Here is a 13,728-nt window from a genome sequence, read left to right on the forward strand (position 1 = left end):
CCCGCGCCGGACACACGCACCGGGGCGGTGCAGATGCCTGATCGCTTCGCCCTCGTCACGGCGCTGCGGGGAGCCGGGTGGCACCCCGCAGCGTGGCGTGCCGCCGACTCCGGCGCCGAACGGCTCCGCAGCCTCCGTCACTGGCGGGACGTCATCGTCGAACAGGACCGGCTCGGCGTCGACGCGGTGACCGTTGAGGACTCGTTCACCGCCGGCCCGCTCGGCGACGACGGCGACCTCGACGTGACGACCGTCGTCGGCGGGCTCGACGCCCTGCTCGTGACGGCTGCGGTCGCGCCCGCCACCCGGCAGATCGGTCTGGTACCAACGGTCAGCGTCACGCACACGGAACCGTTCCACGTCGCGACGAGCGTGCAGACCCTCGACCACGTCTCGAGCGGTCGGGCCGGCTGGCGTCTGCAGGTCAGTCCGACCGCTCGCGAGGCCGCGTTGTTCGGCCGCCGGACGTTCCCGACGACCACGTCGGCACCGGACGACGAGACGGCCGCCGCCCTGTTCGCGGAGGCGCGTGAGGTCGCCGAGGTCGTCTCGCGGCTCTGGGACAGCTGGGACGACGACGCGATCATCCGCGACGTCCGTACCGGTCGCTTCATCGACCGCGACCGGATCCACAACGCCGAGTTCCGGGGCGAGTTCGTCTCGGTGCACGGTGCGTCGATCGTCCCCCGGTCGCCGCAGGGTCGCCCGCCGGTGTTCGTCCTCACGCACCGCGCGGACGCGGCGTCGTTGGCGGTGGACGTCGCGGACGTCGTCCTGGTCACGCCCGGCTTCGACGGCCGGGAGACGCGTGACCTGGTGACCGAGATCCGTCACCTGGAGGAGACGGACCCGTCGCGGACCTCCCGTCCGGTGATCGCGGACCTCGCGGTGCTCATCGAGCCGTCGAGAGCCCTGGCCGAGGACGAACTGGCCGCGCTCGACGAGGCCGCCGGTCGGCCGTATGCGCTCGGGTCCGGGTCGGACGCCGCGGTGCTCGCGACCACCGTTCCGGAGCTGGTGGCGCGGATCGGTTCGCTCCGCGATGCCGGGATCGCCGGCGTCCGGCTCCGGCCGCTCCGCACCCCTCGGGACAGCACGGCCATCGCGCGCCAGCTCGTCCCCGCCCTCGTCACGGTGGGACTCCGCGCCGACGTCTCGTCCCGTCCCGTGGCCGACCTGCGCTCCCGGCTCGGGATCGCCCCCGCCGTCAGCCGCTACGCCCGAACTCCGGAGGTCCGCGCATGAGCAAGCGTCAGGTCCATCTCGCCGCGCACTTCCCCGGCGTGAACAACACCACGGTCTGGAGCGACGACCGGGCGGAGAGCCAGATCGCGTTCTCGTCCTTCGAGCACTTCGCCCGGAACGCCGAACGCGGACTGTTCGACTTCGTGTTCCTCGCCGAGGGACTGCGGCTGCGGGAGCAGAAGGGCCGGATCCACGACCTCGACGTCGTCGGGCGCCCAAACACGCTGACGATCCTCGCGGCCCTGGCCGGGGTCACCGACCACATCGGTCTGGTCGGGACCCTGCAGACGACCTTCAACGAGCCGCTCGAGCTCGCGAAGCAGCTGGCGACCCTCGACCACCTCAGTGGTGGTCGCGCCGGGTGGAACGTCGTGACGAGCTCGGATGCCTTCCACGGGGCGAACTTCCGCCGCGGTGGCTTTCTGGAGCACGCCGACCGGTACACCCGGGCTGCGGAGTTCGTCGACACCGCCCGGGAGCTCTGGGACTCGTGGCAGGCCGACGCGGTCCTCGTGGACCGTGCGACGGGGCACTTCGCGGACCGTGCCCGGATCCGGGACGTCGACCACCACGGGCCCCAGTTCGACGTGACCGGGACGTTCCCGGTGCCGCGGAGCCCCCAGGGCCGACCAGTCGTCGTGCAGGCGGGCGACTCCGACGAAGGTCGGGACCTGGCGGCGACACGCGCGGAGGTGGTGTTCTCGCTGCACACCGGGTTCGAGGACGCCCGACGGTTCTCCGACGACCTCCGGACCCGGCTGCTGCGGGCCGGACGTCCGGCGGATGACCTGGTGATCCTGCCGGGGGCGACGTTCGTGCTGGGTGACAGCGACGCCGAGGCCGAGGAGCGTGCACGGGCCATCCGACGCGCCCAGGTGAGCCCGGCGACCGCCATCGCGTTCCTCGAACAGGTCTGGAACCGCGACCTCTCCGCGTACGACGTCGACGGTCCGCTCCCCGAGGTCGAACCGGACCTCGACGGCGGACCGATCACCCGCGGCCGGGTCCGGCACGTCCGTGACGTCGAGCCGGTCGTCCGCGGGTGGCGCGAGCGTGCCGAGGCGGAGCGCCTGTCGATCCGGGACCTGGTGATCGAGGTGTCCACCCGGGGCGGCTTCGTCGGCACGCCGGAGCACATCGCCGCGGAGGTCGACCGGTACGTGCAGGCGGGAGCGACCGACGGTTTCGTCGTCGTGCCGCACACGAACCCCTACGGTCTCGACGAGTTCGTCGACCGGGTGATCCCGCTGCTGCAGGAGCGGGGCGTGTACCGGCAGTCGTACGACCCGGACGCGACACTGCGGCAGACCCTCGGGCTGGACGCAGCATGAGCCGCGTCCCGCTGTCCGTCCTGGACCTCGTACCCGTCAGCGCGGGCTCGAACGCATCCGAAGCCCTCCACAACACCGTCGACCTGGCTCGCGAGGCCGAAGCCGCCGGCTACGCCCGGTACTGGCTCGCCGAGCACCACCTGAACCCGGGCGTCGCCGGCAGCGCGCCGAACCTCGTGATGGGTGCGGTCGCGGCCGCCACGTCGAGCATCCGCGTCGGCAGCGCTGCCACCCTCGTCGGCAACGTCCGGGCGCTGCAGATCGTCGAGGCCTTCGGCACGCTCGTCGGCCTCCACGGCCCGCGGTTCGACCTCGGCCTCGGCCGCTCCGGCGCGCCCGCGCCCGGCACGGGTGTCCGCCCGCCGGCACCGGCGACCGCGGCCGCGCGGTCGGACGAGGTCGTGGACGGTCTCGTCGTGCCGGCCCCGTTCCCGTTCCGTGTCGCGCCGGGCAGCCGGTTCGCCCTCCAGGGCGAACTCCTCGGCCGCGTGCCCGGGGACGTGGATCGCTTCGCCGACGAACTCACCACGATCCGCGCCTTCTTGGCGGGCACCTTCGAACGGGACGGTGTCGTCGTCGAGGCGACCCCGGCCTCCCGTCCGGACTCGGCTCCAGAGCTGTGGATCCACGGGTCCACCGGTGGCGAGAGCGCCCGGATCGCCGGTTCCCTCGGACTCCCCTACGGTGCGAACTACCACTCCTCACCCGGCACCGTGCTCGATTCGGTCCGGGCCTACCGGGAGGCGTTCCGGCCGGGCGTCCTCGACGCACCGCACGTCGTCGTGTCGGCGGACGTCGTCGTCGCCGACACGGACACCGAGGCGACGCGGCTGGGACGCGGGTACGGCGCCTGGGTGCACTCGATCCGCTCCGGTGTCGGCGCGATCCCGTACCCGTCCCCCGAGGACGCCCCGGAGCTGCCCGACGACCTCGTCGTCACGGTCGCCGACCGCCTGGCGACCCGGTTCGTCGGTGCGCCCGAGCACGTCGTGGAACGGCTGGCGACCCTGCGCCGGGTGATTGGCGCGGACGAGCTGCTCGTCACCACGATCACCCACGCGCACGACGCCCGGGTCCGGTCGTACCGGCTGCTCGCCGACGCATGGGGCGCCTGAGACCCGAGGTCGAGAAGACGGGAGGCCGGCCAGCGGATCGCTGACCGGCCTCCCGTCATGGCGGTCACCCGCCGCGACGGTCACCCGTTGTCGAGCGGCAGGCCGGGAGGGTTCACCTCGGACCGCGGGACGGCCTCGTTCGACAGGTTGTAGGTCTGCAACCAGGTGGCGTACGCGCCGTCGTCGATGAGCTCGTCGATCGCCTTCTGCAGCGGCTCGACGAGGCCGTTGTCCTTCTTCGTCGTCGCCGCGATGAGGCCCTGCAGTGACGACCCGGCGCCGGAGTACGTGCCCGCTGTCTTCGTCGGGTTCGCGCTCCCGGCGCTCTGGGTGTTCTGGTAGGCGATGGACGGGTTCGGCCCGAAGGCGGCGTCGATCTTGCCCGAACGCAACGCCAGCAGCGTCGCGTTGGCGTCCGGGTAGTACTTGATCGTCAGGGTCTCGCCGGCGGCCTCCAGCTGCTTCTGCCACTCCAGGAGGATCTTCTCCTGGTTCGTCCCGGAGGACACCGCGACCGTCTTGCCCGCCAGGACGGACGGGTCACCGGCGAAGGTCCAGTCGGACGACTTCGGCACCTGGAACGCCAGGTTGTCCTGCCGGTAGGACGCGAAGTCGTACTTCTCCTTCCGCTGCTCGGTGTCCGTCACGTTCGAGAAGCCCACGTCGACCCGGCCGGTGTCGATGCCGACGAACAGGTTGTCCCACGTCGAGTTCTGCACCTTCGGCTCGAGCCCGAGCTTCGCGGCGACCAGCCGTCCGAGGTCGGGCTCGGCACCGGTCAGCGTCTTCTGGTCGTCGCCCGTGAACGCGAGCGGCGGGAAGCCCGCCGGCAGTGCCCCGATGCCGATGACGAGTTCGCCCGACTTCCGCACCGTCGACGGCAGGGCGTCGTGCAGTGCCGCGTCCTCCTGGACGGCGATCCGGGTCTCCTTCGCCGCGCCGTTCGAGGCCGCGCCGATGGTGACGGTCCCGTCGGCGGACGACGGGTCGGCGTTCGCGGACGGGCTGCATCCGGTGAGGGCGACGGCCACTCCGGCGGCGAGGACGAGCGCGCCGGCATGGGTGCGCCAGCGGTGGGTGTGGGTGCGGGACATGGTTCTCCTGGGTCGTGGTGCGGCGTGGTGCGGTCTGGGTCTGGGTCTGGGTCTGGATCTGGGTCCCGGTCCGGATCTGGTCCGTCCGTCGCTGGTGTGCTCAGCGCAGGCGGGCGAGGAAGGACCGGGTCCGGGGGTGTCGCGGGTCGTCGAGGACCGCTGCGGGCGGCCCCTGTTCGACGATCCGTCCGTGGTCGAGGAACACGACGTGGTCCGCGACCTCCCGGGCGAACGCCACCTCGTGGGTGACGATGACGAGGGTGCAGCCCGTCGCGGCGAGGTCCCGGATCACACCGAGCACCTCCCCGACCAGTTCCGGGTCGAGCGCGGAGGTCGGTTCGTCGAGCAGGACGACCTCGGGCGACAGGGCGAGGGCACGCGCGATCGCGACCCGCTGCTGCTGCCCGCCCGACAGCTGACGGGGGCGGGAGTCGGCGCGGTCGGCGAGACCGACCTGGCCGAGGAGGTCACGAGCCCGCTGCTTCGCGACGTCCGCTGCCACCCCCTGCGCGATCGGCCCCTCGGCCACGTTCTCGAGCGCGGTCAGGTGGGGGAAGAGGTTGAAGTGCTGGAACACGAAGCCGATCCGGGCGCGCTGCCGCAGGATCGTCCGTTCCGGCAGCTCCCGGTACCGGGCCGTGCCGTCACGACCCCGGTGCAGGCGGACCCCGATGGTCTCGTCGCCGATCGTCACCACGCCGCGGTCGAGCGGCTCCAGGTGGTTGACCGCCCGGAGGAGCGTCGACTTCCCGGAGCCGGAGGGCCCGATGACGACGGTCACGCTGCCGGCCGGCAGGTCGAGGTCGATGCCGTCGACGACGCGGTGGTCGCCGTACGCCTTCACCGCACCGCGGATGCTGATCGTCGCGGACATCAGATGACCTTCCCGTCGTCGTGGTTCGCCGTCGTGACCTCCGCGCTCGTCCGGACCACCGGTCGGTGTCGCCGGACCGCCAGCCACACGCGCTGCAGCGGTGTCGCGGGCAGGACCCGGACCGTGCCGCGGGCCGTCCACCGTTCGACGTGGTACTGGACGACCGACACGGCGCTGGTGAGCACGAGGTACCAGATCGTCGCGACGACGAGCAGCGGGATGATGTCCGTCGGGTAGGTGCTGCTGAGGTTCTGCACCACCCCGAACAGGTCGAGCAGGGACACGTAGAACAGCAGCGAACTGGCCTTGAGGAGCCCGACGACCTGGTTCACGAACGCGGGGACGATCGACCGCAGCGCCTGCGGCAGCACGATGCGCAGGAACTGCCGGTGCCGCGGCAGCCCGAGGGCCTGTGCCGCCTCGCGCTGACCGTGGTCGACGGCGAGGACCCCGGCGCGGACGATCTCGGACGCGTACGCGATCTCGCTCAGGCTCAGCGCGGTCACCCCGATCGCCAGGTCGCTGAGCAGGTTCGCCGTCGGGACCGAGAACTGCGGTCCGAACGGGATCCCGATCCCGACTGACGGGTACAGGTTGCCGAGGTTGTAGAGGAACACCAGCACGAGGATCAGCGGCACCGACCGGAAGAGCCAGACGTACCCCCACGCCAGGCTCGACAGGACGGGGTTGCGGGACAGCCGGGCGATCGCCAGCAGGACTCCCCCGGCGAAGCTGATCACCGCGCTGAGGGCCGTCGCAACCAGGGTGAGCTGCAGGCCCGTGAGGATCGCGGGGCTGAACAGCCACTCCCCGACCCGCGGCCACTCCCAGGACGGGTTGGTGAACAGCGTCTGCACGAGGTTCAGCAGCAGGACGAGCACGAGCGCGGCAGCGATCCACCGCAACGGGTGTCGCAGCGGCACGACCGGACGGCCCAGGGCCCCCGACACGTCCGGCGCTGCCGGTCCGGCCTGCACGGGCGGCACGGCCGGCACGGCCGACGGGAGGGTCTTCTCGAACGGGTGGATGCCGACCTCCTCCGCCGGCAGGGCGGCGTCGTACAGCGGGGTGTACCCGAGCCGGCGGTACAGGCGGACCGCCTCGGGCTGACGCGGCCCCGTCGTCAGGTACACCCGCGAGTAGCCGCGGCCACGAGCCTCCGACTCGAGTTCCCGGACCACCTCGGCGGCGAGACCGCGGCCGCGTTCCGACGGGGACGTCCAGATGCGCTTCAACTCCACGGTCTGCTCGTCGTACGGCTTGAACGCACCCCCGGCGACGAGCTGGCCACCCTCGTACAGCAGGACGAACGTGCCGAGCGGCGCGGTGAACTGCTCCGGCGGGTACCGGTGGATCTCCACCGACGCCGGTTCCCCCAGGTCGTCGCCGTAGCGGTCGTCGTACTCGCGCTCGAGGTCGGCGAGCATCGGAGCGGCAGCCGGGTCGTCCGGCCGCACCGTGCGGAAGGTGAGCGTCCGGGATCGCACTCGTGTGGCGTCTGCCGTGTCGGTCATCATGTCCCCAGGTCGTCGTCCGACCAGTGGGACCCGGTCGGTGGCCCGACGCTACGAGGACGGCAACCCCGTGACAACGCCTCGTGAAACACAACGGCACGGGACGAAACCGGACGTCATGAACCGGCCTCCGGAGCCGCTCCACGACGGCGTCCGCGGCGGTGGACCGTGACACCCGCACGCCGGGCGGTCGATGTCTGACACGATCGGCGCATGCCCCTCGACGGAACTCCCCCGGACCGTGTCGGCTTCCTGACCATCGGGACGTTCGACCCCGCTCGCCCCGCACTCGGGATCGAGGACACGCTCCGGGTGATCGAGCGCGGCGAGGGACTCGGCCTCGACAGCGCCTGGCTCCGGCATCGACACCTGCAGCACGGCATCTCGTCCCCGGTCGCGGTGATGGCGGCCGCGTCGCAGCGAACGTCGCGGATCGAGCTCGGCACGGCCGTCACGCCGATCGGTGCGGAGAACCCCTTCCGCCTCGCGGAGGACCTCGGCACGGTGGACGTGCTGCTCGGCGGACGCCTGAACCCCGGCTTCTCCGCCGGGCCCCCGATGAACTACGACCTCTACCGTGACGCGCTCTACCCGGACACCGCCGACCAGGAGGACCTCGGCCACGACCGTCTCCTCCGCTTCCGCGACCTCGTCCGCGGAGACCCGGTCACCGCCACCGTCGAGCGACGCGGCATCGAGGAGTTCTCGCGCTCGGTCCAGCCCCTCAGCGCAGGCCTGGTCGACCGGCTCTGGTACGGGACGGGCAGCACGCGGTCGGCCGTCTGGGCCGCTGAGAACGGCTTCCACCTGCTCACCTCGAGCGTCACACGCAGCGAGGTCGGCACGGACTTCGCCACGAACCAGCGGGCCCAGATCGACGCCTACCTCGACGCGCACCCCACCCCGGACACCGCCAGGATCTCCCAGGGCCTCGTGGTCATCCCGACGGACAGCGCGACACCGCAACAGCAGGCGCGCTACCGCCGGTACGTCGACTCGCGCTCCGGACGGGTCGGGGTGCCGTTCGGGCCCGGCGGGCTGCTCTTCGCCGCTGACCTGATGGGGAGCTCGGAGGAGATCGCCGACCGCCTGCGGGCCGACGCGGGCTACCAGGCGGTCACCGAGGTCGCGTTCGCCCTGCCGTTCGACCTCGAGCCAGACGACTCCGCCCAGATCATCACCGACATCGCGGAGCGACTCGGCCCGGCACTCGGGTGGCGCCCGGCGGACGCGGACTGATCGGACGGGAGGCCCGTCACGCGGGACAGACGAGGGCGACGGCCCGCGGTCTCCCGGACTCCGCCGTCCCCGCCCCTCTCGCACCGATGCGATCCGTCTTCCTCGGCGCGACGGCCAGTACGGTGGGTGACATGGACACCAGCGCCCGTCCGGACAGTCGCAGCGAGCCGTTCGCCTCGGGCGACCCGGTCCTCCTCCGGAGCGTGCACGACTTCGGCGCCCGCGGTGACGCCGTCGCCTTCGCGGTTGCCGGCCGGGTCCTGGTCGACGACGACGACCTCGCCGTCGTCGCGAGTCCCATCGGCTCGGCGGTGCGCCGCCGTGCCGGTGTCGGCAGCGGTCCGAACGGGCGGCTCGTCCTGCCTGCGGACTGGGACGGGTCGTACGTCGAGGACGGGTGGACCGGTGCGGCCGTCGTCCGCGTGCACCCGAAGGGCTCCCCCTGGTCCGTCTGGCGCTGGCACGACGGTTCCGACTGGCTGCGTGACTGGTACGTCAACCTCGAGTTGCCCTGGGTCCGGACGCCGCTCGGGTTCGACAGCCAGGACTGGACACTCGACGTCGTCGCCACGACCGGTCCGGACGGCACGTGGTCCGTCCGGTACAAGGACGAAGACGAACTCGCGTTCTACGCCTCGACAGGCCATTGGCCCGAGACCATGCGCGCCGTGATCGAGCAGGCGGGCGAGGACGCGACCGCGGTCGCACGCGCGCGCCGCTTCCCGTTCGACGCCGACTGGTCCGGCTGGGTCCCTGATCCCGCCTGGCCGGGTCCCGGACTGCCGACGGACTGGAGCGTGGTCCGGTGAGCAGGCTGGAGGGCCGTCCAACGCAACCGACGCGGCCTGCGGTGCCGTGCCTCCCGGACGCCGCCCTCCCGGTGGACGCGACGACGGCGTTGACCGCGTTCAGCCTGGCGGACGGGCCGGCGCTCGCGGCAGCGGTCGCGGACCTCGAGATCCGTCGGTGGTTGCCGCTCCCGCGCCCGTACACGGTGCAGCTCGCCGGTCGGTGGGCGACCGAAAGCACCGAATCGATCCGTGCCAGCGGAGCCGGGCTGGTCCGCTGCATCCGGGTCGGGGGTTCCCTCGCCGGGTGCATCGACGTGAAGCGTGTCGACTGGCGCGCCTGCACGGCCGAGATCGGCTACTGGCTCGCGCCGGAATTCCGCGGTCAGGGTCACGCATCCGCTGCGGTGCGCGCGCTCTCGTCGTGGTTGCTCGACGTCCACTCCTTCGAGCGTGTCGAGCTCCGCATCGCGACAGGGAACTCGGCATCGGCGAGGGTCGCCTCCCACGCCGGGTTCGTTCGCGAGGGCGTCGCGCGGAACGCCGGGTTCACGGATGACGGCCGGGTGGACCTGGCGGTGTGGTCGCGCATCGCGGGAGAGGGGCGAGTCTGAGTCCGAGTGCTGCTCGCATCTCCGGTCCGAGGGCCAGTACGGTCGGAGCCATGGACAACGGCTGGCGCGGAGCTCTCGCAGCGATGACGATCATCATGTTCGCCGGGGCGATCGGGACGGGAGCGAGCGCGCTCGTCATCTTCTCCAGAGCGGGCGGAGACCTCGAGACGATCGCCGTGAACGCGCAGACCATCGTGTGGATGTCGAGCATCTGCGGGACGCTGCTCGTCGGGGCGTTCAGCACCCTGGTCTCGTGGCTCGCGGTCAGTGCCGTCGTCCGCGAGCACCAGAAGGACCGCGAGCAGGCCGCACGCCTGGCGAGCCACATCTGAAACTCGATCCGCGGTTCCCGTCCTGCACCGCACCGCTGGCACGGCGACCCCGGCGACCCCGGCGACAGACTGTTCTCCGATCACGTCGCCGTCGGAAGAGGTGAAGCGGCCGAGGAGGACGAGCGCGCGTTCCGGTGGGCCCTGCCGGGATCGAACCGACGACATCCACGGTGTAAACGTGGCGCTCTACCAGCTGAGCTAAAGGCCCTCGCACCGGGTCTGGGTGCACCCCACATCCTACGGGTGCGCCGAGAGCGACGCCGAGCCCGTGACTACGCTCGCTCGCATGCGCCGCTCCCCCGCCGTCGTCGTCGCCGCACTGCTCGTCGCCCTGCTCACCGGCTGCTCGGCGCCCGGCTCCGACACGACGTCGGTCGCACCCCCGTGGCCCCGCCCGACGGACCTCGCGCATCGCGCGGAGGAGGCCGGGCTCGAGAACGTGTGGGGCGAACGCCTCACGGAGCACGTCCACACGCACCTGACCATCACCGACGGTGACACCCCGGTCGTGGTGCCGGGCGACATCGGGCACGCGAAGTCGCAGCGATTCGCCGCGCAGCTGCACACGCACGACACGTCGGGCATCCTGCACGTCGAGTCCCCGACTCGGCGCACCTTCACGCTCGGGCAGTTCTTCGACGAGTGGGGTGTCTCCCTCGGGCCGGCGCACGTCGGTGGGCTGCGCGGTGAGTTGACGGTGTGGGTGGACGGCAGGCGGTTCTTCGGCAACCCACGGTCGATCGAGCTGACGAACCGGCGGGAGATCGGGCTCGCCGTCACGACGATCGGCGAGGTCCCGCACCGGCCGGCCCCGTTCGACTGGCCGCCGCAGTACCGCTGAGTCGCCCCGCTCAGACCTCCTTCGGCGCCACCCACCCGAGGTCCAGGTCCCACTCGTCCACCGAGCCGGGCCCGAGTTGCCACACGTACTCGTTCTTGAGCTTCCGACCGTCGTCGCGGAACGGCCCGGTCCGGTACGGGTAGAACGCCACGGTCGGCAGCGTCCCCGGAGGTGCGGTGCGGATCGCGTTCGAGAAGTCGCGGTTGAGCCGGCGCAGTTCGGCGACCACGGCCGGCCGGGCGCGATCGGCGTCGAACGAGTCGGCGGACGCGGCGAGCTGGAAGGCGATGTGCAGCTGGCGGTCGCCGTAATCGTCCTCGTAGCTGATGAGCCGGTGGTTCTCGACCGATTCGAGCAGGACCGGGTCCCCGTAGACGACGTCCCGGACGGCATCGGGAGCGACGACGGCACCGTTGAAGTCGACGGACAGGTCCGATCGGCCGTAGTGGAACAGCAGCGGCAGGTCGAGCTCCGCCTCCGCGAGCAGGTCCTCGTGCCCGGTCGCCCGCAGCACGGGCCTGAGGTCGCGCATCCGCACAACGTGCCCACGGTCGTGGATGTTGTACCGGATCCGGGGGCTGATGTTCTCGGAGCGGGCGATCGTGACGACGAGCTCGCCGCGGTCGTTCGTCTCGATCAGGTAGCCGAACGGGTTGAACTGGAACACCATCGGCAGGACGCCGTACTCGGACTGCTTGGTCAGTGCCGTCGAGAGCGCCGGGTCGGCAGCGATCGCCTTCCGCAGCGCCACCGAGAAGCCCGTCTCGATGCCCAGGTTGATCTCGAGGTCGCTCGCCCCGTACGACCCGAGGACGGTGTGCGCGTACTGCTCGATGTGGGCGCGCATGTTCTCGCTGATGCCCTCGCCGCCGAACGCCGCGACGATCGTGTACTCGCGCCAGTCGATCCGGTCGTCCTCGAACAGCGCCTTGAGGAACGGCGGGTAGCTGAGGATCACGTAGGTGAAACCTGTGCCGAACTCCTGCATGGTCTGCACGATCTTGTCGCGGTCCGGCCCGATCGACTTGATCATCGTGGACTCGGTGAGCGACGCCGTGACGTTCATCCCGGTCGCCCATGCACCGAGCGAGAACGCGTTGAGCACGAACGGCTGCTTCGCCAGTTCCTTCGAGGTCCGGGCGAACCCGAGCTGCAGCAGCTGCCGCGTCGCCTGCCGCTCGTCGGGTCCGCGCACCCAGCTCGTCGGGACACCGGAGGACCCGGACGACTCGTCGACGACGACACCGCGCCGCGGCAGCCGACCGTCGAGACAGCGCTCCGGGATGCTCCATCGCTTGACGTAGGACTCCTTGTCCATCTCCGGCAGCCCCGAGAACGCGGTGGCGATCCCGCTGCGCGTGTCCAGACGGGAGGAACGCCCCACGCCCGCCAGGAACGCCCGGTACGCGGGCACACGCTTCGCCGCCAGCTCCGCCGTCCGCCACGCACGCCACCGCCCGAGGGTCCAGCGGAGCGGCTCGATGCCCGGCGCGAGCAGGAACTTGTGCGTCCCGACCCGCGGCATGAACAGTCCGACGACCGCTTCGACGACCCAGACCACCGTGAACACCGCCGCTCGCTTCACGAGACACCGCCGTCAGCAGCCGCGGCGAGGGTCATCGCCGACGCCGGCCGTCGGTGCGCCAGAGGCGGCGGAGCACTCCGGCCGAAGCGGAACAGCATCCACGCCATCCGCCCGTCGGACTCGTCGACCCCGGCACGCTCGACGAAGGCCGCGTGCGACCGCGGGTTCGTGATGACGGTCCCGAAGGGATGCAGGGCGATCCCCCGCGCATCGAGGTCCAGCCAGATGCGCATGAACGTCCGACCGGCCTCGACGTACTCCGCCGGGGACCCGAACGGCCCCTCGAGCCAGCCGAGCTGCCGCACGCCCCGCATCGTCGACAGGTAGACCTTCTTGAACGTGGTGCCGATGCCGGGTGCCTCCCACAGCCCGCGGTGCTCCATCGCGAACTTGAGCACCGGCCCCGGCATGAGCATCGTCTCGGCCGACAGCCCGTCCCCGGTGTCCGCCGCCTGGCGCTTCGAGAACCGCAGCCAGTGCAGGATCTCGGTGTGCACCGCGTCGTTCCGCAGGTCGTCGAACAGCGTCGCCTGGTTCACGCGCACGATCTCGTCGACCGTGGCCCGGTCCGCCGTCGTCCGGAACCGGTGGCCGGCCTGCGCCGCGATCGTCTCCGACGCCCGGATCACGTCGTCGTCCACGAGGGTCGCGTCGTAGGGTCTGCGCGAGGTGCGCCGAGCGAGGAAGCCGTGCAGGGCCTCCCGGTCGGCAGCCGTCGCTGCGTGCGGCGTCAGCGCGACGCTGCCGAGCCGGTGCAGGTGGTCCGCCGGGTCTCGGTCGACCCGGCCGAAGTCCATCTCAGCGTGGTCCAGCGCCTCGGTGACGGTGAAGCCGTGCGCCCGCGCGACCAGGGCGAGCCCGGCGAGGAACACGCCGGCGCAGACGTGCCCGAACGGGATCCCGAAGGACTCCGCCGGCAGTCCCCGCCGCAGGTCGTAGAAGACGGTCGCGGTGCGGTCGTCCTCCACCCGCAGCACGATCGGCTGCGAATTGTGCGGTGACGGGTAGTGCCGGGCATCCTCGATGATGCCGGTCCAGGGTGTGGCCATCGGTTCCCCCTCGGTGGTCGTTGCCGCGAGCATACGCACCACCCGTCCACGCCCATGCCCGCTCTGGCATGCCTGTGGACGACGCCGCAGCGTCTGGGATGCTGTGG

The 13,728-nt window shown here is 71.6% G+C and carries 13 protein-coding genes and 1 tRNA gene; 8 read left to right on the top strand and 6 right to left on the bottom strand.

The features are described 5' to 3' along the window. The first annotated feature begins 33 nt into the window (after positions 1 to 33). The 3 genes from DEJ24_RS07170 to DEJ24_RS07180 are packed head-to-tail and all read left to right on the top strand — an operon-like array spanning position 34 to position 3,691. Positions 34 to 1,245 (top strand): LLM class flavin-dependent oxidoreductase, encoded by a 1,212-nt coding sequence (locus DEJ24_RS07170; protein ID WP_146245951.1) that lies wholly within the window; start codon positions 34 to 36, stop codon positions 1,243 to 1,245. Beyond that, positions 1,242 to 2,576 carry an NtaA/DmoA family FMN-dependent monooxygenase gene (locus DEJ24_RS07175; RefSeq protein ID WP_111077923.1) on the top strand — a complete coding sequence of 445 codons (1,335 nt, stop codon included), beginning with the start codon at positions 1,242 to 1,244 and terminating at the stop codon, positions 2,574 to 2,576. Before DEJ24_RS07170 ends, DEJ24_RS07175 begins: the two co-directional genes overlap by 4 nt. Then, positions 2,573 to 3,691 (top strand): LLM class flavin-dependent oxidoreductase, encoded by a 1,119-nt coding sequence (locus DEJ24_RS07180; RefSeq protein ID WP_111077924.1) that lies wholly within the window; start codon positions 2,573 to 2,575, stop codon positions 3,689 to 3,691. Before DEJ24_RS07175 ends, DEJ24_RS07180 begins: the two co-directional genes overlap by 4 nt. A gap of 80 nt (positions 3,692 to 3,771) precedes the next feature. Here the strand turns inward: DEJ24_RS07180 and DEJ24_RS07185 are convergent, their stop codons facing one another. From DEJ24_RS07185 to DEJ24_RS07195, 3 genes are all read right to left on the bottom strand, one after another. Then, on the bottom strand, positions 3,772 to 4,785 hold the full coding sequence (locus DEJ24_RS07185) for an ABC transporter substrate-binding protein (protein WP_111077925.1): 1,014 nt from the start codon (positions 4,783 to 4,785) through the stop codon (positions 3,772 to 3,774). A 100-nt stretch (positions 4,786 to 4,885) separates the two neighbouring features. Then, the gene (locus DEJ24_RS07190; protein ID WP_111077926.1) at positions 4,886 to 5,659 is read right to left on the bottom strand and encodes an amino acid ABC transporter ATP-binding protein; all 774 of its coding nucleotides are present in this window, start codon (positions 5,657 to 5,659) and stop codon (positions 4,886 to 4,888) included. Next, positions 5,659 to 7,173, bottom strand: a complete 1,515-nt coding sequence (locus DEJ24_RS07195) for a GNAT family N-acetyltransferase (protein WP_181436554.1) — start codon at positions 7,171 to 7,173, stop codon at positions 5,659 to 5,661. The genes DEJ24_RS07190 and DEJ24_RS07195 overlap by 1 nt, the downstream gene beginning before the upstream one ends. Positions 7,174 to 7,386: 213 nt before the next feature. Between DEJ24_RS07195 and DEJ24_RS07200 the strand changes: the two genes are divergently transcribed. The 4 genes from DEJ24_RS07200 to DEJ24_RS07215 all read left to right on the top strand — a co-directional run bounded on the left by DEJ24_RS07200 (position 7,387) and on the right by DEJ24_RS07215 (position 10,146). Continuing rightward, entirely contained in the window at positions 7,387 to 8,412 is a 1,026-nt protein-coding gene (locus DEJ24_RS07200; protein WP_111077928.1) for an LLM class flavin-dependent oxidoreductase, read from the top strand. A gap of 131 nt (positions 8,413 to 8,543) precedes the next feature. After that, positions 8,544 to 9,221 carry a DUF402 domain-containing protein gene (locus DEJ24_RS07205; RefSeq protein WP_146242516.1) on the top strand — a complete coding sequence of 226 codons (678 nt, stop codon included), beginning with the start codon at positions 8,544 to 8,546 and terminating at the stop codon, positions 9,219 to 9,221. 41 nt (positions 9,222 to 9,262) lie between these two features. Further along, positions 9,263 to 9,814 (top strand): GNAT family N-acetyltransferase, encoded by a 552-nt coding sequence (locus DEJ24_RS07210; protein WP_181436555.1) that lies wholly within the window; start codon positions 9,263 to 9,265, stop codon positions 9,812 to 9,814. Between the two features lie 50 nt (positions 9,815 to 9,864). Continuing rightward, positions 9,865 to 10,146 (top strand): hypothetical protein, encoded by a 282-nt coding sequence (locus DEJ24_RS07215; protein WP_111077931.1) that lies wholly within the window; start codon positions 9,865 to 9,867, stop codon positions 10,144 to 10,146. A 135-nt stretch (positions 10,147 to 10,281) separates the two neighbouring features. On the opposite strand, the gene DEJ24_RS07220 is transcribed toward DEJ24_RS07215, so the two are convergent. Further along, positions 10,282 to 10,354, bottom strand: a tRNA-Val gene (locus DEJ24_RS07220). Between the two features lie 78 nt (positions 10,355 to 10,432). Here DEJ24_RS07220 and DEJ24_RS07225 point away from each other — a divergent pair. After that, positions 10,433 to 10,987, top strand: coding sequence for a hypothetical protein (locus DEJ24_RS07225; RefSeq protein WP_111077932.1), 555 nt, complete (start codon positions 10,433 to 10,435; stop codon positions 10,985 to 10,987). 10 nt (positions 10,988 to 10,997) lie between these two features. Here DEJ24_RS07225 and DEJ24_RS07230 read toward each other — a convergent pair whose 3' ends face one another. After that, on the bottom strand, positions 10,998 to 12,572 hold the full coding sequence (locus DEJ24_RS07230; protein WP_258374754.1) for a phenylacetate--CoA ligase family protein: 1,575 nt from the start codon (positions 12,570 to 12,572) through the stop codon (positions 10,998 to 11,000). Continuing rightward, positions 12,569 to 13,621, bottom strand: a complete 1,053-nt coding sequence (locus DEJ24_RS07235; RefSeq protein WP_111077946.1) for a hypothetical protein — start codon at positions 13,619 to 13,621, stop codon at positions 12,569 to 12,571. Before DEJ24_RS07235 ends, DEJ24_RS07230 begins: the two co-directional genes overlap by 4 nt. Between the last annotated feature and the right edge of the window lie 107 nt (positions 13,622 to 13,728).

It is taken from the genome of Curtobacterium sp. MCPF17_001 (assembly GCF_003234615.1).
In the GTDB taxonomy this organism is placed as follows: Bacteria; Actinomycetota; Actinomycetes; order Actinomycetales; family Microbacteriaceae; genus Curtobacterium.

Coding starts and splice junctions, on each gene's coding strand:
- DEJ24_RS07170 (WP_146245951.1), top strand. CDS start 34: ATGCCTGATCGCTTCGCCCTCGTCACGGCGCTGCGGGGAGCCGGGTGG.
- DEJ24_RS07175 (WP_111077923.1), top strand. CDS start 1,242: ATGAGCAAGCGTCAGGTCCATCTCGCCGCGCACTTCCCCGGCGTGAAC.
- DEJ24_RS07180 (WP_111077924.1), top strand. CDS start 2,573: ATGAGCCGCGTCCCGCTGTCCGTCCTGGACCTCGTACCCGTCAGCGCG.
- DEJ24_RS07185 (WP_111077925.1), bottom strand. CDS start 4,785: ATGTCCCGCACCCACACCCACCGCTGGCGCACCCATGCCGGCGCGCTC.
- DEJ24_RS07190 (WP_111077926.1), bottom strand. CDS start 5,659: ATGTCCGCGACGATCAGCATCCGCGGTGCGGTGAAGGCGTACGGCGAC.
- DEJ24_RS07195 (WP_181436554.1), bottom strand. CDS start 7,173: ATGACCGACACGGCAGACGCCACACGAGTGCGATCCCGGACGCTCACC.
- DEJ24_RS07200 (WP_111077928.1), top strand. CDS start 7,387: ATGCCCCTCGACGGAACTCCCCCGGACCGTGTCGGCTTCCTGACCATC.
- DEJ24_RS07205 (WP_146242516.1), top strand. CDS start 8,544: ATGGACACCAGCGCCCGTCCGGACAGTCGCAGCGAGCCGTTCGCCTCG.
- DEJ24_RS07215 (WP_111077931.1), top strand. CDS start 9,865: ATGGACAACGGCTGGCGCGGAGCTCTCGCAGCGATGACGATCATCATG.
- DEJ24_RS07225 (WP_111077932.1), top strand. CDS start 10,433: ATGCGCCGCTCCCCCGCCGTCGTCGTCGCCGCACTGCTCGTCGCCCTG.
- DEJ24_RS07235 (WP_111077946.1), bottom strand. CDS start 13,621: ATGGCCACACCCTGGACCGGCATCATCGAGGATGCCCGGCACTACCCG.